The sequence below is a fragment of the Pseudomonas granadensis genome, assembly GCF_900105485.1.
Taxonomy (GTDB): Bacteria; Pseudomonadota; Gammaproteobacteria; order Pseudomonadales; family Pseudomonadaceae; genus Aquipseudomonas; species Aquipseudomonas granadensis.
Genome location: NZ_LT629778.1, coordinates 2,300,468 through 2,324,547, shown reverse-complemented (window position 1 = coordinate 2,324,547; position 24,080 = coordinate 2,300,468). Strand labels below are relative to the sequence as shown.

Genomic DNA, 24,080 nt, shown 5'->3' with positions numbered 1-24,080 from the left:
CTGGTCTTCCCTTACCGCGCGGCAGCGCCAGCCTGAGACGGTTGTCATGAATGCACCTCAAACGCTTTACCAGGTCAGCCACTCGTTTCGCATCAGCCGATACGGTGCGCACACATCCTTATCCACTGTCGAGCGCATCGACGTCATCGAAGTACTGATGCAAATGTCTGGCACGACGCTGAGCCTTCAGGCGCAGCTCGATTGCCTCAGGCAGATGCTGCGCAATGTCAGTTTTCTGCCCGTGCGGCAGCTGTTTCAACAACTGGCCCGCACCACCGCTGACTATGCCCGGTTCCTCGCCATCAGCATCGTTGACTTGGGTGGCTACGTAGAACCCGCAGGGCTGTACCGCTTCAACGAAGTTGCACACAGCCACCGTTTTGCCGATTACCTGACGGAGATAAAACGCAGTACGAGCCGGCTGCAGGCTGAAGTTAACGGTTTACGTGCCCATCAACAAAGTGCCGAAGCCAAAAACGATTTGGCGAGCAAGAGACTTTTTGAAGAGTGCGCGCGCCGTCATGCGCGACTTCTGCGTTTGATCAGCAGTCACTTGCTCCATGAATAATCGGGACAACGACATCAGGTTCGCCATGCTTGACTCCGCTGTTATTGCTGTCGTTGATGACGATGAGCTAATTCTCGTATCACTGGAAAGTTTATTGCGATCTTGCGGTTATACCGTGAAGACGTATAACAGCGCGCTTGCGTTTCTGCAGTCCGGCGTCGCGGCGCATACCGACTGCCTGATATCGGATATTCAAATGCCTGGCATGTGCGGAGTTGAGTTGTACGAGGCGCTGGCAGCAAGGAGCGTGCATATCCCTACCTTGTTCATCACAGGAAGGCCGGGGCCGCCGCCGCAGTTCAGTGCACGGGTCAGAAAGCCGGAAGGTTATTTTTCCAAGCCATTCGATACCCAGGCGCTGTTAGCCTGTATCGAGCGAACATTGCAGCGCCGGCGCTGACCGCGCCAATCCTTTTCCGTACGACGATTGCCCCACGCGACGTGCGTTTGATCCAGCTTCAAGCAGGGTCAAACGCACGCCGCGTATCGGCGTCGCTACAGGTTGCGTATTGGCGACTCAGTAGTCCCAGAACGCGGCGATCCAGCGAAACGCATCCCCATCAACGGCCACGCGTCCTACCGAGGGGAACGGCAAGTGAGTTGCAACAAACCATTCGCCACTGGCTGCGGCTTCGCGCATCAGGCGCACTCGCACACGCACCGATTCCTCGGGGTCGTGCTCGAAACCGTTGTGCCAATCCGGATGTTCGAAGGCCACAGGAAACAGTGCATCCCCGGCGAAGGTCAGACGCTCGCCGCCGGAATTCACGTAAACCACGCTATGGCCGGGCGTGTGGCCACCGGTGAGTTTCACCACCACACCCGGTGCCACCTGGTATTCATCATCAAAGGTTCGCACTTTGCTGCGATAGGTATCGATGAACTGTCTGGCGGTTGCGCGCAACACGTCAGGCACTGGCGACGGCATGACGGTCTGGGTGAAATCCGGCGTCTCCCAGAACGCCACCTCAGTGGCTGAAACATGAATGCGTACGTCCGCACGCAAGCGATTTTTCACCTCATCGACGAGCAAACCGCCGACATGGTCCATGTGCATGTGAGTGACGACCACGTCCGTCACCGAGCCAAGATCGATGCCGGCCGCCTCCAGTCGTTTGGGCAATTGTCCGGCACGGGGGAAGCCAGGAAACTGCCCGCCCAGCCCGGCGTCCACCAGAATGATCTGCTCGCCGCTGCGCACCACCAGCACATTCAGCGCCCAGTCGAATGCATCCGGGCCCAGATACATCTCTTTGAACCAGGCCGCGCGAGCGGCCGGATCGGCGTTGGTGGACATGGTTGAGGTGGGTAGCGGCAGCACGCCGTCACTGATCACCACCACATCAATGTCGCCGACCCGCAGTGCATAGCGTGAAGGCACCAGCTCCTGCACGCCGCCAAAGGTTGACCCGACCGGCTGACGGGAAACCGCCTGTGGGTCGCTGCCTTGTTGATGGGCAAGGGAATGATTCAGATACGTTGACATCATCGCGCTCCTGTTGAGTGATACGGCAAAACATCGGGCCAATGCCCCTGTTTGAAGAGAGCGCCAGCAAGCGCTCCTTGCCCGGAAGTGTGCACCGCGACCACACCCGCAAGAACCATACGGGGGTATAGGAGAAACGCCTGTTCAGTTCATTCAACCGGTATCGAGGCGGTGGCGAGCCATACCAATGTATAAGCGCCAGCCCTGCGCCAACCGCAACAGTTGCGCTCTACCCATCCGGCTCACTGCACCGGGAAACTTCACTTGCGAGTGACAGCGTTCCTTCGGATCCATACCTGAGCATAAGTGCCTCATACCCATAGACGTACCGCAGTAACCCATTGCATGAATGTGGATTTCTCCTGTCGCCTTAAAATCCATGGTGCCGTTGAACTTCCACATTCGATAAATGGGTGAACTTAATGAAACTTGTAAATCTGCTGTTCAGTTTTACCTTGATGACCGCCATCGGCTCTCAGTCATCGATCCTCTACGCCGCCGAAGTGCGCAATGGCGGCCGCGCCGAGGGCGATCGAAATGCACCGACACCGCTGCTCCAGCACACGCTCCAAAAGGCTCCGGAACAGAGCATTGCCGAGGGCGGTGCCGAGCGCTTGCAGGAGCGTGGGCTGGCCGCCGATGGTTCCGATCACCTCAAGCAAAACCGCATGGCTGAAGGAGGGTCGGATCGCTTGCTGGAAAATCGTGTAGCGGACAATGGCAACAGCAATGCCTATCGGGCCGTAGCTGGTTTCTGCATGGCCTGTCGCTGACTGCTTGCCCTCTTCCTGATGCTTGCAGCTTGTTTGCGTGGTCAGGAGGAGGCGTTTGACTCAAGCCGTGGCGGCTGGCGCGCGTGTAATTTATGGCTTATAAACCGTCAATCCGCGCCCTCGCCAGCCTTGGTCACACCAGAACGTCAACGAGCCATGAATTCGATACTTGCCGACTCACTCTCGCTTGACGATTTGCGCGCGCAACCGCGTGCTTTGGTATTCGTGGCGTATCCGCAAATGGGTCTGCTGGACCTGACCGGCGCACAGACCGTGTTCTGGTCCGCCTCGAGAATCATGACGCTGCGCGGTCTGCCGGGATACCACCTGTACACGGCGAGTCTGGACGGCGGATTGATCGCCACCGCCGAAGGCCTTGAGGTTCACACCAGCGCATTGAGCCAGTTCGACGATGCCTGCATCGATACGCTGATCGTGCCCGGCGCGCCGAATATTCGTCAGGCACTGTCCAGCAACGCCACGTTGATCGACTGGGTGCGCCTGACATCGGTCAAGGCCAGGCGTGTCGCCTCGGTGTGCAGCGGCACGTTCCTGCTGGCCGAAGCCGGCTTGCTTGACGGTCTGCGAGCGACCACGCACTGGGCAATGTGCGACATGCTCAAAAATGGCTTCCCGACCATCAATGTCGACCTTGATGCCATCTTCATCCAGCAAGGCACGCTGTGGACCTCGGCGGGCGTGACTACCGGCATCGACATGGCACTGGCGCTGGTTGAAGCCGACTGCGGTCGCGACGTTGCCCTGGAGGTGGCACGGGAACTGGTGGTGTTTCTCAAGCGGCCCGGCGGTCAGGCTCAATTCAGCCAGGTGCTGCAATCGCAGACCGACGACCGCGGCGACTTCGATGGCTTGCACGCGTGGCTGAGCGAGCACCTCGGCGACCCGCGTCTGACCGTCGAAGCCATGGCCCGCCAAACGCAAATGAGCCCGCGCAACTTCGCCAGAGTCTACAAACAGAAGGTCGGCCGAACGCCTGCAAAGGCTTTGGAACTGCTGCGCCTTGAAGCGGCGCGACGCCTGCTCGAAGACTCGGAGCGCAACATTGATCAAATCGCCGGGGTGTGCGGCTTCGGTGATGAAGAGCGCATGCGGGCTGCTTTTCTTCGTCACTTGATGATCACGCCGCGTAACTATCGGAGTCGATTCTCGCGCTGACGACTCGTCGGCGGCCACCGCTAGCGAATGAAAGTTCAAGCGGATGTCTATACACACGTATAAGTACACCGCCCTTGAGAGCGGCGTATCTTGCCGACATGGCGGGCGTCCTTGCTGGGCTACCCGAGAGAGCCCAGGGAAAGAAATGGCCCACACTGCTGTTGTTTCGGTTGTCGATGATGACGAGTCCGTGCGCATGGCGCTGGACAGTCTGCTGCGGTCCAACGGCTACACCGTGCAACTGTTCGCCACGGCTGAGGCTTTTCTGGCGTCCGCTGCCGCGCCAGACACCCGCTGCCTGATCTCGGATATCCAGATGCCCGGCCTGTCCGGGATGCAGATGTATGACCAGCTATGCGCCAGAGGGCTGCACATTCCGGTCATTTTCATTACTGGCTTGCAAGGATCGCCCCCCCAGGTCAGCGCGCAATCGGCGCCACCGGTGGCCTGGTTTCCCAAGCCTTTTCCCTGTGGCGAACTCCTGAAATGCATCGACGCGGTCATCAATCGGCCCGACTGACCCCGCGCAACAGATTCCTATACCCCGGTATACCCGGATCACACTCAGGCATAGCGCCGCTGACCCTAGGTAGAAGTGTTACACGCCCCCTGCCCCGATAGCATCATCGGCAGCGAATCGAACCGCCACGCGCGCCGCGATGATTGATTGCAGTCACGGTATTTAAAGGGCCGCACGACGGCCCGGCTCGAAGCGACAGCCCCCATGAACGATTCATTTTTTCTCAGGAGTCATCCCATGAAACAGCACATTCTGGTTATTGGTGCAGGGTTTGGTGGAGTCTGGAGCGCGTTGAGCGCCGCCCGCCTGCTGGACCAGCACGACCGTAACGACGTGCAGATCAGCGTCCTCGCGCCCCAGGCGGAACTGCGTATCCGTCCACGTTTCTACGAGCCGGACGTGCACACCATGGCGGCGCCGCTCGGCGAACTGTTCGATGCGGTCGGAGTGAAATTCGTCAAAGGTGTCGCCGATACCATCGACACCGAAAACAAGCAGGTCACTTACAGCGATGCCTTCGGTACCCAGGGTACGCTGCGCTATGACCGCCTGGTGCTGGCGGCTGGCAGCCGGGTTATCCGTCCGGCACTGGAGGGCATGATCGAGCATGCCTTCGATGTCGATCAGATTGAAGAAGCCATGCGTCTGGAAGCCCACATCAAGTCACTGAGCAATCTGCCACCGAGTGCTGCCCGCAACACTGTGGTGGTCGCTGGCGGTGGCTTCACCGGCATCGAAACAGCCACCGAAATGCCGGCCCGCTTGCGCGCTGCATTGGGTAACGACGCAAATATCCGCGTGGTGGTGGTAGACCGCGCACCGCAGATCGCTGCGTCACTGGGCGATGGCATTCGCCCCTCGATTGTCGAAGCATCGAAAGAACTGGGCGTGGAATGGATCGTCAACGCCTCGGTCGTGTCGGTCGACGTGGGCGGCGTAACTTTGGCCGATGGCCAGCGCATTGAAGCCAGCACGGTGATCTGGACCGTCGGTTTCCGTGCCAGCCCGCTCACCGAACAAGTCGCCGGCACACGCGATCCGCAAGGCCGACTGCATGTTGACGGCCACCTGAAAGTGTTGGGCCACCAGGATGTCTTCGCCGCCGGCGACACCGCATACGCCGCCACCGACACCGTTGGCAATCATGCCGCGATGTCCTGCCAGCACGCGATCAGCCTGGGCCGCTACGCCGGTAACAACGTCGCGGCAGATTTGCTGGGTATCGAACCGATGACATACAGCCAGCCCAAGTACGTGACCTGCCTGGATCTAGGGGCCTGGGGCGCTGTGTACACCGAGGGTTGGGATCGTCAGCTGAAACTGGTCGGACAAGAAGCGAAGGAGCTCAAGACCCAGATCAACACGGTGTGGATCTATCCGCCGGCCGCTGATCGTGCTGCCGCGCTGGCTGCCGCAGACCCATCGATTCCAGTGGCATGAGTGGTCAATCGACTGCGTCTGGCATCCGCTCCCGCTGCCAATCCCTGATTTGAAGTTTCGTCCCTGACCGGCGCGGCGCTCTCCTTGCTGTCCGGCACTTCCCAGACGCCCGCCCTTGATGTTTTGGCCGGGCGTTTTTTTATTGTCAGAGTGGCGCTTCAGCGGGCAGCACGAACTGGACTACAGCGCCGCACGGCTGGTTGGCGCAAGCCCGGAGCTGACCGCCATGCACCTCGATGGTCGAACGACAAATTGCCAGCCCCATGCCCAAGCCACTGGGCTTGGTGGTGTAGAACGGCGTAAACAAGCGCTCGCTCAAGTGTGAACCGAACCCCGGCCCGGAGTCGCTGACGCTCACCAGCACCTGCCCGGCTTCGTCGCACTGCGTGCGAATTCGCAATTCGCGACAGCCAGTGCCCATACCACTCATGGCTTCCAGTGCGTTCATTATCAGGTTGAGCACCACTTGCTGCAGCTCGACCCGATCGCCATTTATCGCAGGCAGATCATCAAACATGTCGACCCGGATCACGACGGCACTTTTTTCGGCCTGACCACGGGTGATTTCAATGACTTCGCCAATCACTTCATTGAGGTTCACCCGCTCTCGCGGCTGAGGCGCTTTGCGAATGAGGCCGCGAATGCGCGCCAGCACTTCACTGCCGCGATTGGCATCCTTGACGATGCGCTCCAGACACAGGCGCACTTCCTCGACATCTGCCGGCTGCGCCGCCAACCAGCGCACGGCCGCTTGTGCACTGGCCAATGTCGAGGCGAGCGGCTGGCTGACTTCATGCGCAATCGACGCAGCAAGCTGGCCCATCGTGGCAACACGACAGGCATGCGCCAGTTCCGTCTGGATCTCGCGATAGCGCTGTTCGCCTTCACGGTGTTGTGCTTCGGCCAGCTTGCGTTCGGTCAGGTCCAGAACGAACGCCACACCATTGGCTGGTGTGCTTTGGAGCAGAGCCAGACCGACAAGCGCTGGCAGGCGGCTGCCATCTTTGCGCAAGTATTGCTTCTCGAACGGTGCTGCGCGTCCGGTGACGAGCGCTTGCGCAAGCGCGTTTTCACTCACCGGCAGAAATTCCGGCGGGGTCATGTCACGCCAGCGGACCCGTCCGCCCAGCAAATCCTCTCGCTCGTAACCCACCATACGCAGAAACGCATCGTTGGCATCCATCACCTCACCTTGAGCTGTCCAGAACAGAATGCCGATGATATCGGCGTCGACCAATCGCCGGATCTTCGCTTCGCGCATTTCGATATCGCGATACAAACGCGCATTCACCAAGGAGATGGCTGCCTGGCAAGCCACCAGTTTGAGCGCAGCGATCCGCGTGGGGCTGAACACCCGTGGTGCCAGATTGTTTTCCAGGTACAACGCGCCTATCAGTTGCGCCTGATGCAACAGCGGCAGGCACAGCACCGACCGCGCGCGATGCTCAACAACGTACGGGTCGGCGGCAAATGGAGGTTCGTGCAAGGCGTCATCAAGGAACAGGTTCTCCTCGGTTCGCAGGACATGCAACAGAATCGACTGAGGAACCAGCGTGGCACTGACCGGCTCATCGCGCAGGGACAATTGCGTCAGGTCTTCGCGGGTCGTTGCCTGGGCCGCAATGCGTCGCTCGCCGGCCTCAAGCAGTATCAACACACCGCGCTCGGCGCCCGCCTGTTCGATTGCCGTACGCATGACCATTTCGATCAGCTTTTCCAGAACGATTTCACTGGAGGCCGCTTGAGACACCTTCAGCACCGTGGCCATATCCAGCTGTTCGACGGGGGTGGCGATTGTGCTGGTCGGGCCGGGCAACGGTTTATCCACCTGCAGAAACGAATGACCGGCCTCCAATTGCCGGACCTTGCCGTCGGCGCCCCAGCGCTGATAGGCATAACGCGCGTCCTGCAAGTACATCCGGGCGATCTTCGTCAGGCGACGTTCTGTATAAAAGCGTGACGCCAGTTCATTGGCCAGCGCCTCGATGTGCACATAGCCGCCGGCCTGAGCCAGGTGGATCGCCTGTTCGTAAAGCTGCTCGGCTTCCAGCGCCCGCCCTTCAACGCGGCCCATCTCGGCCTTCAAAAGCATGGCGTGACTGGCGTAGTTCTGCTTGCACAGATCGGCCCACGCTTGCAATTGCTGATGGTGCACCGCGATCCGCTCAAGTGCGACCTGCTGCTCTGCTCCAGACGCGGTGCTGCAGCGGGCAGCCATCGTCAAAGCGCTGTAGAACACATACTCGGCCTCTTCGATAAACGAGTGTGAGGCGCGCAACAGTTGCTGTGCAGCTTTCCCGGCCCGAGTTGCCGCTTCGTAGTCGCCGGCAAAGTAACGCGCTTGCAACGTGCGAATCGAGCGCCAGCAGGCCGAGACTAACGACGTCGCGTTGCGGTGATTACGCGTGGCGCTAGCGGCTGATCGCTCGGATTCGAGACTACCGAAGAGTGGCGTCTGGCCTCGGAGCATCTGGATAAACGCCAACTGCGTTTCGATGAAGTCGACACCCACGGCGAAGCCGATCTTGCGCGCGTAGGCCAAGCCGCTCTCAGCCTCTGCTTGAACATCGGCCAATGGCTCGCCAGTGGCCAGCATATTCGATACCAGACTGTTACCGGCAAAGGCGCCTACCGGTAGATCGCCAGTCCGGTTGGCCATCTCGAATACCTGACGCAACGGTTCGACACAGGTACGCAACGGCTGTGCCCAGCGCTGGGCAAACAGCAGAAAGGCCAGTCGAGTACGCGCCTGGTACCGCTCGAGCCCGCGCCGTTCCACCAGTCGACAGCCCAGCTCGGCAAATGCGAGGCCGGCCGGGTAATCTGCAAACCGTCGGCCGGCAATCCTTGGCACGTTGGCGTAGGCCACACACGAGGCATCGCTGTTGCCAAATTCGATGCTCAGGTTGATCGCCCTGCATATCGCCAGACCTGGCAGGTTCCCGTCCATGTGCAACGCCGCCACTATCAGCTTGGTCAGCGCTTCGAGTGCCGCCAGTGCAGTGGCATCCTGCATGGGCGCCAAGTCGATTAATGATCCGATGCTGCGGCTGCCGAGTTGTCGGCTGATGCGCAGGTACTCCTCGCGCACCTCTTCGTCCGAAGGGTGAGGCGTCCAGTCGATGCCCAGATGACACAGAAATTCCAGGCACACCGTCACAGCGTTGAGGCTTTGATCGAGAATCAGGTAGAGGTCGACTTGCAGGCACGCCACCTGCGTACGCTCTTCCACCGTCGCAACACGCCCGGACAGCCGCGCCAGACGTGCTTCGGCAGCCCGCAGTTGCCGGGTCAGAAATTCGCAAGAAGCCCGGCCGAACTCGAGCGCAAAGACCAACCTTGCCTGCTGGTCCGAACAGCTCGGGTCGAGCAACTCCGCGCCAATGGTGAAATATCTCAGCGCCGAGGCATAGGCAGTAGATGCCTTGGCGCGCTCGCCGGCCAGCCAATTCAACTGCGCCAGCTGTTGGCGCTCCGATTGTTGGTCCATTAGCGGCGCACCGCGATTGAGCTGGCCGACAATGTCGAAAATCGCCTCGGCGCGTTTGTCCTGCGGTGTCTGCTCGAGCAGCACACGGCCGATCTGCAAATGCTTTTTTGCCCGCTCGTCTGGCGCAATCAACTGATAAGCCGCTTCCTGGATACGGTCATGGGCAAATCCGTAAGCGTCATCTCGACAGAGGATCAATTCATCGTGCATGGCAGGCCACAGCGCCGAATGAACTTGCGCTGTCGGCATGCAAAGCAGGCAAGACAGCGTTTCCACCTTTACTGCGTCTCCCAGACACGCCAATTCCTGCAGCGCCTGCTGGGTGGCCGGTGGCAGTTGCAGCAGTTTGCCCACCATCAGGTCAACGACATTATCGGTATAGCCTTGGGCGTGAATAACATCGGCATCCCAGTGCCAGCGTCTGTCCTCGTCGCCAAAAGCAAGTAGCCCTTTCTCGACGAGGGCCTGTAGAAACCGAATGACGAAAAACGGATTCCCCCCGGTTCGCTCCAGAATCAGCTGCGCGAGTGCCGCAATGTTCGACTGTTCAGCGTGCATTGCGTCGACGAGTAAGGCCTCGATGTGCGCAGTGGCGAGCGGCGCCAGGACAATCTCCTGTACTTTTCCGCCTGCCGCTTCGATCGACTGCAGCCTGGCGGACAAGGGATGCGAGGCGTCAACTTCATTGCTGCGGTAGGCGCCGATCAACAACAAATGCCCCATCTGCGACCGCGTCAATAGTTCTTCGAGCAAATTCAGCGTGGCAACATCCAGCCACTGCAAATCATCCAGAAAGAGCACCAACGGATGTTCGACGCGAGCGAACACACCGATAAATGCGCGGAAAACCTTCAAAAAACGTCGTTGCGCCAGAGCAGGCGCCAGGTCGACCAGCGGCGGGGGCTCACCGATAATCAGCTTCAGTTCGGGGATCAGGTCAGACATCAGCCGCGCATCGGCACCGAGCGCGGCCTGCAGGGCGTCGCGCCAAGCGCCTATTTGCGCATCGCTCTCGCTCAACAACGTACGCACCAGCCCGTGAAAGGCTTGCACCAATGTCGCGTAGGGCACGTCGCGTTTGTACTGATCGAACTTGCCGCCGGCAAACAGTCCTCTTGCCGGGACCAGCGCACGATGCAATTCATGGACGACAGATGATTTGCCGATGCCCGAATAGCCGCAGACCAGCACCAATTCAGGTTGCCCGTTACTGGCGGTGCGCGTGAATGCATTGACCAGCGTCTCGACCTCGGCGTCGCGCCCGTAGAGTTTTTCGGGTATCGATAAACAACCGGATGTACCCCGTTCGTCCAGGGTGAATTCGCTGATGTGCTGCTGCCGCTGCCATTGCGCCATGCAACGTCGAAGGTCCTGTTCAAGACCCGTCGCGGACTGATAACGCTCTTCGGCGGTTTTCGCCAGCAACTTCATGACGATGCGCGAAAGCACTGGCGACACAGTGGCCTCCCGCGTGCTCGGTGACATGGGCGTGCGCGCGATATGGCAATGCAGCCACTCCATCGGTTCGGCAGCGCTGAACGGCAGCGATCCGGTGAGCATCTGGTAGAGGGTGACGCCGAAGGCATAAAGGTCGCTGCGCGAGTCGACCGAACGGTTCATCCGCCCCGTCTGTTCAGGCGCCATATACGCGAGGGTTCCGGCGAGCGTGTCCGGTGACTGCACGGCCTGGCGCTCGCGTGGCAGCCGCGACGCCAGGCCAAAGCCGGTGAGCCGCGCGTGACCATCTACGCAATCGACCAGGATATGTGCAGGTTTGATGTCTTTGTGAATCAGGCCGCAGCCGTGCATTTTGCCCAGCGCCACAGCAATGCTGATCGAAACACGCAGGAATGTCTCGATATCCATCGGCGTCCTGATCGACTCTACGAGCAACACCCCACCGGGGTCCTTGTAGATCAGGTGCGCTCGCCCGTTGTCGTGCAACAACTCCACAGGGCGTAACGCCCACCGGCTGTCGAGTTCATCCTTGAGTGAGTACTCATGAGCAAGCCGATCGAGGCTGGTGCGAGCCGGCTGTTCTGCCGAAGTTGACGCTACCAGAACTGCAACAGCGCAAGCATCCGCCCCACGTATACCGCGACAGAACACCCGTTCTGCGTCACTCCAGAGAACCTGCATGCCTTCATTCATAGCGTTCGCAGCCGTTGGTGAACCTTTGATCATCAGGCCCCGCCATTCCTGCCGCTTGCCGCCATAGAGCAACGTAGCCGAAAGAAACGCGGAGAAAAGAAGCGACTGAGAATCTTTGCAGCAAAACCGAAGCCCGACAATCAACCATAGGTGTTAACGCAGGCGCGTACCGCGAGGGTGGCGTTTATTTTTGTAGCTTGCCCTGTCTGCTTTTGGCGATTTTCAGTCAGTGCGGGGTCGTACTTGATCACTTCGACGTCTGATAGCAAGCGCATGAAATTGCATACAATCAGAAAAAACCACCTGCCGCGTAATCCCAGGATGACCCGGTTTTCCTGTACAGCCCCTGACACGCTTCTAAATCCATGGAATTAATCCTTTCGAATTGAGTCCAGCCTCAAACCGTATCGCCGATCGGCAGAGTTTAATGTCGAGTGAACGTCACTTACTTTCCGGTACCGATCCAAGATCCTCGAAGTCTGCTGTAGAAATCATAACCGACACATTTTGTTGCATCGCAAAAACGGTTGGATCCAACGTTCCGACAAACGGCAACGCATGAATTAACGTTTTTTTTCATAAAGTTAATAGCCTTCATTTGAACTGTACGAAATGTCCGTCAGATAACAGACACCCCCAACCCCCCCTCCCAATCTATGGTTCTCCCTATAGCCGTGGCCATACGCCGATGCACTAACAGGGAGTAGTAATGGACAACATCGTTATCGCCGACAAAGCCAGTTCTCAACTCACCGCGCAGAACTGGGGTAACGTTCAGCTCAATCAGCCTTCAGTTGTACAAATTCCGGCCCGGCCCGAACAACTGGCTTCAACCAGTCGCAGCGGTCAGGATTTGATCCTGAATCTGAAGTCTGGCGAGCAGATCAAAATCACCAATTTCTTTGTCACCAGCCCCGACGGCGTACCCAATGACATTGTGTTCCAGGGCGATGACGCCACGCTGTGGCAGGCGCGCTATAACGCCGAACCCTTCAATGGTTTTACCTTCGATGAAATCGGCTCTCTCGACGAGTTGATCGCCGGTGTCGGCGTGGTTGATGGCGCCACACCCGCGTGGGCGATCGCCGGGCTCGGCCTGCTGGGCGCGGGCGGCGCGGCGGCGGCTGCGGGCGGTGGTGGTGGCGGAGGCGGTGGCGGCGGCAATGGCGACGCGACGCCGCCCGCCCCGGCCACCGGTCTGAGCTTGTCAGCCGATGGCCGCGTGTTGAGTGGATTCGGCGAAGCCGGCAGTGTGGTTCAAATACGCGATGCCGCCGGCAATCTGCTGGGCTCCGGCACCGTCGGTGCTGACGGACGCTTCCAGGTTGACCTGAACACCCCGCAAACCAACGGCCAGCCCCTCGACGTGACGCTGACTGACGGCGCGGGCAATGTGTCCACACCGGGCACGGTGACCGCGCCGGACACTACTGCGCCCACCGCGCCCGCCAATCTCAGCGTGAGCGCCAATGGCACGCAACTCGCCGGCAGCGGTGAAGCCGGCGCGACCATTCAGGTGCGCGCGGCCGATGGCACCCTGCTGGGCAGCGCTGTGGTGGCGGCGGATGGCACTTTCAGCGTGACGCTCAGCCCGGCACAAACCGGCGGACAGCCGTTGACCGTCAATGCCATCGATGCGGCCGGGAACATCTCCACGGGCGCGACAGTCAGCGCACCGGAAATTGTCGAACCGCAAACGCCTGCCAATCTCGGTCTGAGCAGTGACGGCAGCCAGCTCAGCGGTACTGCAAGGACCGGCACCACGGTTGAAGTACGGGCCGCCAATGGCGACGTGCTCGGGCGTGCTACGGTCGGTGCTGACGGCAGCTTTACGGTGACACTCAGCCCGGCGCAAACCAACGGTGAAGTGATCAGCGTTGTCGCGCTCAATAGCCTTGGCGCGCAATCGCCTGCGGCGACATTCAATGCACCGGATATTACCGGCCCCGCTGCCGCCACGGATGTGTCCGTCGGCAGCGATGGCCTCACGGTCACCGGCCGCGGCGAGCCCGGCAGCACGGTCAGTGTCACCAATGCTCAAGGCAGCTTGCTCGGCACGGCGCTGGTCGCGGCGGACGGCTCGTTCACGGTGCCACTCAACGCGGCGCAAATCGACGGTGAAGCACTCAGCGTGCAACTCACCGATGCTGCTGCCAATCCTTCGCCGGCGGTGACCGTCATAGCGGTCGACCTCGACGGTCTGACGCAGCCCAGCGATATCGATTTGAGCGTGGATGGCGCGCAAATGAAAGGCCGCGGCCAGGTCGGGTCCACCGTAACCGTGCGTGATGCCAATGGCAACGTGCTCGGCTCCGCTGTGGTCGGCGCTGACGGTACCTTCACCGTGCAATTGAGCCCGCCACAGAACAATGGCGAAACCCTGCAGATCAGCGCCAGCGACAGCGCGGGCAACACTTCCGCCCCGCTGACTTATGTAACGCCTGACACCCAAGGCCCGGCGCCATTGACGGGCGTCACCCTGGATAATCAAGGGCAGACGCTGACCGGACAGGGTGAGGCCGGCGCCGCCATCACCGTGCGCGACCCGGCGGGCAATATCATCGGCACCGGCACGGTCGGCAGCGACGGCAACTTCACCGTAAATCTCTCGACGCCGCAGACCGACGCGCAACAATTGCAAGTGATTCAGACTGACGCCGACGGCAACCCATCGGCGCCGGTCAACGTCACGGCGCCCGATCTGACGGTACCGGTTGCCGTCTCCGATGTGGACATTTCCGCTAATGGCGCTGTGGTTACCGGTAACGGTCAACCCGGCGCCACCGTGACCGTCACCGACGCCGGCGGCATGGTCTTGGGAACTGCCGTGGTCGGCAGCGATGGCCGCTTTGAGATCAATCTTCCTACGCCGCAAACCAATGGCCAGAATTTGAACGTCGTGCAGACTGACGCCTCGACGTCGGCTTCGCCGGCGGTGCCGGTTCAGGCACCCGATATTCAAGCTCCCACAGCGCCTGCGGATCTGGCACTGGATCCGACGGGCAACACACTCACCGGTAGCGGCGAGCCCGGCGCCACGGTGTCGGTCAAGGATCTGGCCGGCAACACGCTGGGCACCGCGATCGTTGACGGCAACGGTGCGTTTACGATCTCGTTGAACAGCCCGCAGACCAACGGTCAGCCGCTGCAAGTCAGCCAATCGGATGGCGTCAACGTTTCTCCCAGCACCCCGCTAACGGCGGCAGACATTACCGCTCCTTTGGCACCCGATAATCTCGTCTTGAACAGCAACGGCGTGACACTGACCGGTACCGGCCAGGCCGGAAGCACCGTCACCGTCACCGCGCCGGATGGCACGGTGCTCGGCACCACGCTGGTGGCCAGCAACGGCAGCTTTACCGTCAACCTCAGCCCGGCGCAACTCGACGGCCAGGTGCTGAGCGTGATTCAAACCGATGCGAGCACCCTGCCCTCGCCGGCCACCCCGGTCACCGCACCGGACGTCACCGCCCCACCAGTGCCGACCGGGTTGATCATCGACCCGGCGGGTGCCACGGTCAGCGGCACCACGCAGCCGAACAATACCGTCCAGGTGCTCGACGCCGACGGCAACGTCATCGGCACCGCAACCGCTGACGGCACGGGCGCTTTCACGGTCAACCTCGATACCGCGCAGACCAATGGCGAAGCCCTGCAAGTGGTGGTGTCGGACGGCACCAACGCTTCATTGCCAGGCGCTGTCACTGCACCGGATGACACCCCACCGGCGCCGGTCAGTGATCTGGCGATCAACCCGGCAGGCGATCAGGTTTCCGGCCTCGCCGAGCCCGGCACCTTGGTCACCGTCCGCATCCCCGGCGGCAGTACGGTGTTGGGCACCGCGACGGCGGGTGCGGATGGCCGCTTCGTGGTGACCCTGAGTCCACCGGCCGAGCCTGGCGGTAATCTGGAAGTGATCAGCACTGACGGCGGCGGCAACGATTCGCCGGCCGTTCCGCTGGCAGGTCTTGACGGTTCTCAAGTCGCGACCCCGAATGATCTCGCCTTGAGCGTCGACGGTTTCACCCTCACCGGCGCAGGAACGCCCGGTTGCACGGTGACCGTGACCAACAGTAACGGCGATGTACTCGGGTCAGGCCTGATCAATGAATTCGGCCGCTTCACCTTGTTGCTCAATGCCAAACAGATAAACGCGCAAGTGCTGCAAGTCACCGCCACCAGCCCTGACGGCGATGTCTCCGTACCGGGCACGGTAACGGCCGCCGATGGCACGCCACCCGAGGCGGTGAGCAATCTGCTATTGAACGCCACCGGCAGTGCGCTGACCGGTCGTGGCGAAGCCGGCGCGACCGTCACCGTCACTGACAGCAACGGCACGGTGGTGGGCACCGCACTGGTTGCCAGCAATGGCAGCTTCAGCCTGACATTGACGCCAGCGCAGCTCAATGGCCAGTCGCTCACCGTGATCCAGAGCGACGCCGCTGGGAATTTGTCGCAGCCTGCCAGCCTCATCGCCACTGATCTGCAGCCGCCCGCCGCCGCAACCGGGGTCACCATCAATGATGTCGGCACCGTGGTCAAAGGCCAGGGCGAAGCCGGCAGCACCGTGACCGTGCGCGATGCCGTCGGCAATGTATTGGCCACCGGTCTGGTCGATCAGAGCGGCAACTTCCAGGTCACCCTGCCCAACGCGCAGACCACCGGCGAGACCCTGCAAGTCACCCTGACCGATGCAAACGGCAACACTTCCACCGCTACCGGCGTGCTCACTATTGACGGCACCCCGCCCGCCGCCGTGCAGAACCCACTGATCAGCGCCGACGGCACTACGCTCAGCGGCACCGGCGAAGTCGGTGCGACGGTCAACGTCACCAACGCCAGCGGCACGGTGTTGGGCAGCGCTGTGGTCGGCGCCGACGGCTCGTTCAGCGTGACGCTGGCGCCCGCGCCCACCAACGGTGAAGCGTTGGCGATCAGCCAGACCGATGCTGCCGGCAATGTCTCGCCATCGACCAGCCTCAACGCGCCCGACATCAGTCCTCCGGCTGCACTGACGCAGGTCGTGGTGAATGCCGACGGTGTGACCGTGATCGGTCATGGCGAGCCTGGCGCCACCGTGTCCGTGCGTAGCGCCGACGGCACGGTACTCGGTACCGCGCAGGTCGGCAGCGGCGGCGCGTTCAGCGTCACCCTGAGCACGCCACAGCTGAATGCCGAGGTGCTGACGGTTACTCAGGAAGACCCGCCGGGCAATGTGTCGACGGCCGTCGAAGTGATCGCGGCAGACCTGACCCCGCCAGCCATTCCGAGCGGGCTGACCTTGAACGCCGCCGGCGTTCAACTGGCCGGTAACGCCGAGGCCGGCAGCACGGTGACCGTGCGCGACAGCCAGGGCAACTTGCTCGGCACCACCACCGCCGCCGCCAATGGCACGTTCCAGCTCACGCTCAATAGCGCGCAAGCCAACGGCCAGTCACTGAACGTGACGGCCACGGACGCGGCGGGCAATCCTTCCGCTCCGGCCATCGTCAACGCCGCCGACATCACCGCGCCGGTGGCGGCGAACGATCTGGCGGTCAGCGCCAACGGTGTGACGTTGACCGGTATCGGTGAAGTCGGCGCCAGCGTCGAAGTGCGTGACGCTGGCGGTGCGCTGTTGGGCACTGCCACTGTCGGCAACAACGGCAATTTCAGCATCACTTTGTCGCCCGCGGCGGTCGCCGGTTCGACGCTTTCCGTTGTGCAGATCGATGCCGCCGGCAACAGCGGCCCGGCGACTCCGGTGACTGCGCCAGGCAATCTGGCGGAAAGCGCGCCGACCAATCTGGCCCTCAGCGCCGACGGCCTGACCCTGACCGGCTCCGCCACCGCTGGCAGCACCGTAAGCATTCGCAATGCCTCGGGCGTGTTGCTTGGCACTGCGCTGGTCGCAGCGAATGGCACCTTCAGCGTGACTCTCAATGCGGCGCAACTCAACGGCGAGCAATTGTCTGCGGTGGCGACGTCGACTACGGGGATCAACTCGTCCCCTACCGACTACACCGCGGCCGACATCGCCGCACCAACGCCACTCAGCGAACTCAGCCTCGCGCCGAACGGCATCGCCCTCACCGGACGCGGTGAAGCCGGCGCCACGGTGACCGTGCTTGGCACCGGCGGAGCCGTCCTCGGCAGCGCAGTGGTGGCGGCCAACGGCACCTTCAGCGTGACCCTCAATCCGGCGCAAACCTCGGGGCAAACCCTGAGCCTGAGCCAGGCCGATGCCGCTGGCAACGAATCCAACAGCGTCAACCTGATCGCCCCGGACCTGATCGCCCCCAACCCACCCGCCGCCCTGGCAGTCAGCAATGACGGCAGCGTATTGACCGGCACCGGCGAGGCCGGGACCACGGTCAACGTGTTCAACGCCGCGGGAGCGCTGGTCGGCACCGGCACCGTCAGCATCGACGGCAGCTTTGCGATCACCCTGACCACGCCGCAAGCCAACGGCCAGGCGTTGACCGTGTCGCTGACCGACGCAGCAGGCAACACCTCGGCAGCCACACCGTTCACTTCGGTCGACAGCACACCGCCAGCGGCGGTGTCGCAACTGGGCATCAGCGGCGACGGCGCGACCTTGACCGGGCGCGGCGAACCGGGCGCGCAGGTGCGGGTCATCGACAGCGACGGCAATGTCCTCGGCACTGCGCTGGTCAGCCCGACCGGCACCTTCACCCTGACGCTGACCCCGGCGCTGAGCAATGCCGAAGTGATCAGCGTGGTGCAGGCCGACGCGGCGGGCAACGACTCGCCTGCGGTGAGCCTGACCACCCCTGACTTCACGCCGCCCGACCCGCTGGCCAACGTCGACATCAACAACTCGGGCGCGCTGGTCACCGGCACCGGCGAACCCGGCGCGACCGTGACCGTGCGCGATGCCAACGGCACCCTGCTCGGCACCAGCGTGGTGCTCGCTGACGGCTCGTTCAGCGTGACGTTGAACCCGCCGCAGATCAACGAACAGATCCTCAACGTGCAGCAGGCCGATCCACCCGGCAACGTCAGCGCCCCGGTGCCGGTCACCGCACCGGACCTGACCCCGCCCGCCACGCCTGTGGATCTGCAGATCAACGTGGCCGGCGACGCGCTCACCGGCCGTGGCGAAGTCGGCGCCGAGGTCAGCGTGACCTTGGCCGACGGCACGGTGCTGGGCACCGGCACGGTCGGCAGTGACGGTCTGTTCCAGATCACCCTTTCACCCGCGCAGACCAATGGCGAAGCGATCTTCGTCGAGCTCGCAGATGCTGCCGGCAACACCTCGCCTGCTGGCACGCTGGTGGCTGCCGACAGCACCCCGCCAGCGGCGCTGACGGACGTGGCGATCGATGCCAGTGGCAGCCTGATCACCGGCTCCGGCGCGGCGGGTTCGCAAGTGGTCATCACCAACGCGGCCGGCACCATCGTCGGCACCGGCACGGTCGCGGCGGACGGCAGTTTCAGCGTGACCCTCAATCAGCCGCTGCTCAACGGTGAAGCCCTGTCGGTCATCCAGCGCGATGCAGCGGGCAACCCTTCGCCCGTAGCGCCGGTTACAGCGCCGGACGTCACCGCACCAGCCGCCCCCGCGGGCCTTGTGCTCACGCCCGATGGCCTGACTCTGACCGGCAACGGTGAAGCCGGCGCCACCGTGCGCGTGCTCAGCGCGACCGGCACCGTGCTGGGCTCGGCAACCGTGGCCGCCAATGGCACCTTTAGTGTGACCCTCAACCCCGCACAGGTGAACGGCGAGCAGTTGAGCGTCAACCAGACGGATCTGGCCTCGAACACTTCCCCCACCGCGCCGTTGCAGGCGGGCGATACCACCGTTCCACTGGAGGTCGCCGACCTCAATGTCAGCCAGGACGGCCTGACCGTGACCGGCACCGGCGAGCCCGGCGCGATCGTCACCGTGCGCGACGGCGCGGTGGTGCTCGGCACGGCAACGGTAGCCGCCGACGGTAATTTCAGCGTCACGTTGTCCGCGGCGCAACTTGATGGCCGCACGCTGTCCGTAGTTCAGGCCGACGCGAACAACAACCTGTCCGAACCCGCTCTGGTCGATGCGCCGGACAGCACTGCGCCGCTCGCGCCGACCGTCACATCGTTGACCGCGGACGGCGTTTCGCTCACAGGGACTGCCGAAGCCGGCAGCACCGTGACGGTGTTGTCGGCCACTGGCACCGTGCTGGGCACTGCTGTGGCGTTGGGCAACGGCACTTACACGGTCACGCTCAACCCGGCCCAGACCAACGGCCAGGTGTTGTCGGTGATCGCGACCGATGAGGCGCTGAACGCATCGCCAGCGCTGTCCTTCCCGGTGCCGGATATCACGGATCCGGATGCCGTCACCGGCCTGACCATCAGCGGTGATCTGACCCAGCTCGCCGGGCGTGGTGAGGCCGGTGCCAGCGTCGAGGTGACCGACGCGCTCGGCACTGTCGTCGGCACTGCCACGGTCGCGGCCAATGGTACGTTCCTGGTCACACTGACGCCGGGCATCACGGCCGGCCAGGTATTGACCGTCATTCAGACGGACGCGGCCAATAACGTTTCCGCTGATGCCATCCTGAACGTACCGGCTGTTCCGGCGCCGGACGCACCGGGCAATCTGGTCCTGTCGGGCGATGGCGTGACGCTGACCGGCACCGCAGCAATCGGCACCACCATCAACGTCTTCGGCGCTGACAACAGCCTGATCGGCACCGGAGTCACCGGTCCGGATGGCACGTTCAATATCGTGCTGACGCCTGCGCAAACCAATGGTGAGAGCCTTGAGGTCACCGCCAATACGCCGCTGGGCGGCGCTTCGCTGCCCACCGAAATCACCGCCGACGACACCTCGGCACCCGCGCCACTCAGCGATCTGGCGGTGAATGCCAGCGGCACACTGGTCAGCGGTCGCGGCGAAGTCGGCGCAACGGTGAGAATCACCGGCGCTGGCGGCGTGTTGTTGGGTGAAGCGGTGGTTGGGGCGAATGGCACGTTCAGCGCGCAACTGAATGCGCCGCAGGTGAACGGCCAGCTACTCAACGCCACTCAGACCGATGTGGCCCTCAACACCTCGCCCGGTCTCAACGTCACCGCACCCGACATCACGCCTCCCGCAGCACCGAGCGCGCTGGTGCTCAGCGGCGGCGGGCTGGTGCTGGGCGGGCTCGGTGAAGCCGGTGCCCTCGTCACCGTGCGCGGTGCCGGGGGCGCGGTGCTGGGCACGGCAACCGTGGCGGGCAATGGCACCTTCTCGGTGACGCTGTCCTCGGCGCAACTCAACGGCCAGCAATTGAGCGTCAGCCAGAGCGATGCGGCGGGCAACGTTTCGCCATCGACCAGTCTCAGCGTCGCCGACACCACAGCACCGGCAGCGTTGAGCAATGTGACCCTGAACAGCACCGGGCTGGCGATCAGCGGCACGGGTGAAGCCGGCGCCACGGTCAGCGTGACCAACGCCGCCGGTACGGTACTCGGCACTGCGGTGGTCAATGCCGGCGGCACCTTCACCGTGCAACTGTCCAGTGCCCAACTCAACGGTCAACAGCTCAACGTGCAACAGGCGGACCCGACGGGCAATCTGTCGCCGGTATTCAACCTGACAGCCAATGACACCCAGGCACCGGTCGCGGCGACCGGTCTGGCGCTGGCCGCCAATGGCCTGACCGTGAGCGGCACTGGCGAAGCCGGCGCGACGGTGAATGTCTACGGCCCGGGCGGCGCGCTGCTCGGCACCAGCACAGTCGGCAGTGGCGGCACCTTCAGCTTCAACTTGAACACCGCGCAACTGGACGGCCAGCTCCTGACCGTGCGCCTGGTCGATCCGGCCGGCAACCTGTCGCCGAACGCCAGCCTGACGGCGCCGGACGTCACCGCGCCCGGTGCGCCGACCGGCGTCAGCGTCAATGGCAGCGGCACCCTGCTCACCGGTATCGGTGTGCCCGGCTCAACGATCAGTGTGCGTGGTGCCGGCGGCGTGGTGCTCGGCACGGCCACCGTCGCGGCCAACGGCAGCTTCTCGGTGGTGCTGGCCTCGGCGCAGATCAACAGCCAGGTGCTCAGCGTCACCCAGGCTGACCCGAGCGGCAACGTGTCGGCCGCGGCGAGCGCCACCGCGCCCGACCTGACGCCGCCCGCTGCCGCCACGGCGCTGCTGGTCGGTGCTGACGGTCTGACCGTCACGGGCACCGGTGAGGCCGGCGCAACCGTTACCATCAAGTCGGCCAGCGGTACTGTGCTCGGCACCGGCACGGTCAACAACCTCGGGGTGTTCAGCATTGTCCTGAACAGCGCGCAGATCAACGGTGAAAAACTCACCGTCAACCTCAGCGATGCGCGTGGCAACGTCTCGGTTGCCGCGAATGTCACGGCGCCGGATATCGACGTCAACGCACCGGTGGTGGCCAGCGACAACCTTGCCGTCGGCACCGTCACCCTCGCCCCGGCCACCGCGTCGCAGACCTTCAACGACTCGTTCACCACGCTGCTGGCCGGCTTCTCGAAAACCTTCACCTTCAGTGTCGCCAGTGGTTCGCGGCTTGATCCAACGTTGACGCTGACCACCAGCAGTCTGATCTCGCTGCTCGATGGCGTGGTTTACACGTTGCAGGTCAAGGATGCCAGCGGCAACTGGGTCACCCTCGATGTCAACGGCAGCAGCGGTCTGCTCGACCTGATTGCCCTGACCGGGCAAGGGGTGCGGGTCGACATCGGTAGCCTGCTGTCAGGCGATTACCGATTGACCGTGTCGAGCACTGGCATCGGCGTGCTGACCACCGTCAACACGCAGCTGCAACTGGACGTCAGCAGCCTGACCCAGTTCAACGGCGTCGCCGGGCCAGCGGTGACCGGCAACGTCATCACCAACGTTGGCGTCGATGGCACCGCCGACCAGACCGGCCCGGACAACGGCGCGCAATTGCAGATCTTCAAGAACGGCGCCTGGGTCAGCGCCGGGGCCGGCACCACGGTGCAAGGGCTGTACGGCACGCTGACCATCGACGCCAACGGCAACTACAGTTACAAGCCCAACGGCAGCGTCAGCAGCGTCGGCAAAGTCGACGTGTTCAACTATCAGCTGGTGCACCCAAACGGTTTGAGCGACACCGCCAACCTGTACGTGCGCATCGACAGCCCGCAAGCCACCGAAGTGTGGAACGACGCCAACCTCGGCACTCCCGCACTGGTGGTGGATGCCACGGCGGACATCGCCTCGACTGACGTCACGCTGGTCAACCGCGAAGTCACCACTAATTCCGCCCTCGGCACGTTCAACGTGTTGCTGGGCGGTGGCAGCGGCAACTACAACACGGTGGTTGCGGCAGACACCGTCAGCGATCTGACCGTGGTGGTCAACTCGAGCAACCTGCTGGCCTTGCTCGGTTCGATGACGGTGGGCCTGTACAAACTCAACACCGCGACCAACCAGTACGTGCTGGTCAAGAGCTACGGCGGCAACGCGCTGCTCAATCTCGGCGGTGGCAACTACGGGATCAAGTTCGACGACCAGACCGCCGGCACTTATCAGGTGCGGGTGGCGGTCGGCGGCTTGGGCCTGCTGACCAGCGTCAACACCAGCCTGATCAACGTCGCGACCTACACCAACCAGTTTGTGGTCGGCAGCTACACGCCGGTGTCCGGCAACCTGCTCACCGACACCGCGGGCGGCGGCGCCGATGTGCTGGGCTCGGTGTACACCCTGCTCAGTGTGCTGGTCGCCGGCAGTTACGTGGCGCCGGGATATAACGGCGTCTCGCTGGTCGGCAACTACGGCACACTTTTGGTCCAGGCCAACGGCAATTACACCTACACGCTCAAGACCGGGCTGACCGATGCAGTGATCGGTCAGGAAGACACCTTCACTTATCAGCTCACGCACCCCAACGGCACGGTCGACACCGCCACGCTGACCATCGACCTGAACAACGCCGGCGCTTTTGCCAGCACCGCGTTTCTGGCGGTGGCCAGCGATGACCTCGGTCTCGCTCGCGCGACTACCGGTAGCGAGCTGATCCAGGGCACCGATGGCAACGACACCCTCGACGGTTCGCACGGTGGCGCCATCACCCTGCAAGGCGGGACCGGCGATGACACGCTGGTCATCGCCGACCAGCAATTCACCTCGGTCGATGGCGGCAGCGGCACCGACACCCTGCTCTGGGCTGGTGGCGACGTGGCGATCAACCTCGGTGATCTGCAGAGCAAGATCCACAACGTCGAAATCCTCGACCTTAATCATTCCAGTGCGGTGTCACTGACGTTGAACCTCAGCGATCTGCTGGCGATCACTTCCTCTGACAACAACACCCTGCTGATCAAGGGTGATGACCAGGACAGCGTGCACATGACCGATGGCTGGATCGCCGATGGCGCGCAGCAGGCCGACGGCATCGACTATGTTCAATACACGGCACAGGAGGATCCGAGCCACCACTTGTGGGTGCAAAACGGCATTCAAGTGGTTTGAAACAAGGCATCAGCAACGTCCGTCTCTCAACAGTAAGGGAAGT

General features: G+C 62.6%; 9 protein-coding genes. 7 read left to right on the top strand and 2 right to left on the bottom strand.

What is annotated here, in order from left to right; all coding sequences use genetic code 11:
* Positions 1-46 precede the first annotated feature (46 nt).
* Both BLU52_RS10265 and BLU52_RS10260 read left to right on the top strand, forming a co-directional pair.
* Entirely contained in the window at positions 47-568 is a 522-nt protein-coding gene (locus BLU52_RS10265) for a hypothetical protein (RefSeq protein ID WP_090283078.1), read from the top strand.
* On the top strand, positions 561-968 hold the full coding sequence (locus tag BLU52_RS10260) for a response regulator transcription factor (protein WP_231988018.1): 408 nt from the start codon (positions 561-563) through the stop codon (positions 966-968). The genes BLU52_RS10265 and BLU52_RS10260 overlap by 8 nt, the downstream gene beginning before the upstream one ends.
* Before the next feature lie 117 nt (positions 969-1,085).
* Here the strand turns inward: BLU52_RS10260 and BLU52_RS10255 are convergent, their stop codons facing one another.
* Positions 1,086-2,054 carry an MBL fold metallo-hydrolase gene (locus tag BLU52_RS10255; RefSeq protein ID WP_090283077.1) on the bottom strand — a complete coding sequence of 323 codons (969 nt, stop codon included), beginning with the start codon at positions 2,052-2,054 and terminating at the stop codon, positions 1,086-1,088.
* A gap of 422 nt (positions 2,055-2,476) precedes the next feature.
* On the opposite strand from BLU52_RS10255, the gene BLU52_RS26970 reads away from it, so the two are divergent.
* The 4 genes from BLU52_RS26970 (at position 2,477) to BLU52_RS10235 (ending at position 5,963) form a co-directional block, all read left to right on the top strand.
* Positions 2,477-2,827 carry a hypothetical protein gene (locus tag BLU52_RS26970; RefSeq protein ID WP_231988017.1) on the top strand — a complete coding sequence of 117 codons (351 nt, stop codon included), beginning with the start codon at positions 2,477-2,479 and terminating at the stop codon, positions 2,825-2,827.
* Positions 2,828-2,983: 156 nt separating this feature from the next.
* A complete protein-coding gene (locus tag BLU52_RS10245) occupies positions 2,984-4,003 on the top strand; it encodes a GlxA family transcriptional regulator (RefSeq protein WP_090283076.1) in 1,020 nt (339 codons plus the stop codon).
* Between the two features lie 145 nt (positions 4,004-4,148).
* Complete coding sequence (locus tag BLU52_RS10240) at positions 4,149-4,523, top strand: response regulator (protein WP_090283075.1); 375 nt, start codon at positions 4,149-4,151, stop codon at positions 4,521-4,523.
* A gap of 237 nt (positions 4,524-4,760) precedes the next feature.
* The gene (locus BLU52_RS10235; RefSeq protein WP_090283074.1) at positions 4,761-5,963 is read left to right on the top strand and encodes an NAD(P)/FAD-dependent oxidoreductase; all 1,203 of its coding nucleotides are present in this window, start codon (positions 4,761-4,763) and stop codon (positions 5,961-5,963) included.
* Positions 5,964-6,108: 145 nt separating this feature from the next.
* Here the strand turns inward: BLU52_RS10235 and BLU52_RS10230 are convergent, their stop codons facing one another.
* The gene (locus BLU52_RS10230; protein WP_090288492.1) at positions 6,109-11,592 is read right to left on the bottom strand and encodes a trifunctional serine/threonine-protein kinase/ATP-binding protein/sensor histidine kinase; all 5,484 of its coding nucleotides are present in this window, start codon (positions 11,590-11,592) and stop codon (positions 6,109-6,111) included.
* 721 nt (positions 11,593-12,313) lie between these two features.
* Here BLU52_RS10230 and BLU52_RS10225 point away from each other — a divergent pair.
* Positions 12,314-24,037, top strand: a complete 11,724-nt coding sequence (locus tag BLU52_RS10225) for a BapA/Bap/LapF family large adhesin (RefSeq protein WP_090283073.1) — start codon at positions 12,314-12,316, stop codon at positions 24,035-24,037.
* Positions 24,038-24,080 lie beyond the last annotated feature (43 nt).

Excerpts from the sequence above, each read along its gene's own strand:
- BLU52_RS10235 (WP_090283074.1), top strand. The coding sequence starts at position 4,761 with ATGAAACAGCACATTCTGGTTATTGGTGCAGGGTTTGGTGGAGTCTGG.
- BLU52_RS10240 (WP_090283075.1), top strand. The coding sequence starts at position 4,149 with ATGGCCCACACTGCTGTTGTTTCGGTTGTCGATGATGACGAGTCCGTG.
- BLU52_RS10255 (WP_090283077.1), bottom strand. The coding sequence starts at position 2,054 with ATGTCAACGTATCTGAATCATTCCCTTGCCCATCAACAAGGCAGCGAC.
- BLU52_RS10245 (WP_090283076.1), top strand. The coding sequence starts at position 2,984 with ATGAATTCGATACTTGCCGACTCACTCTCGCTTGACGATTTGCGCGCG.
- BLU52_RS10265 (WP_090283078.1), top strand. The coding sequence starts at position 47 with ATGAATGCACCTCAAACGCTTTACCAGGTCAGCCACTCGTTTCGCATC.
- BLU52_RS26970 (WP_231988017.1), top strand. The coding sequence starts at position 2,477 with ATGAAACTTGTAAATCTGCTGTTCAGTTTTACCTTGATGACCGCCATC.
- BLU52_RS10260 (WP_231988018.1), top strand. The coding sequence starts at position 561 with ATGAATAATCGGGACAACGACATCAGGTTCGCCATGCTTGACTCCGCT.
- BLU52_RS10225 (WP_090283073.1), top strand. The coding sequence starts at position 12,314 with ATGGACAACATCGTTATCGCCGACAAAGCCAGTTCTCAACTCACCGCG.
- BLU52_RS10230 (WP_090288492.1), bottom strand. The coding sequence starts at position 11,592 with ATGCAGGTTCTCTGGAGTGACGCAGAACGGGTGTTCTGTCGCGGTATA.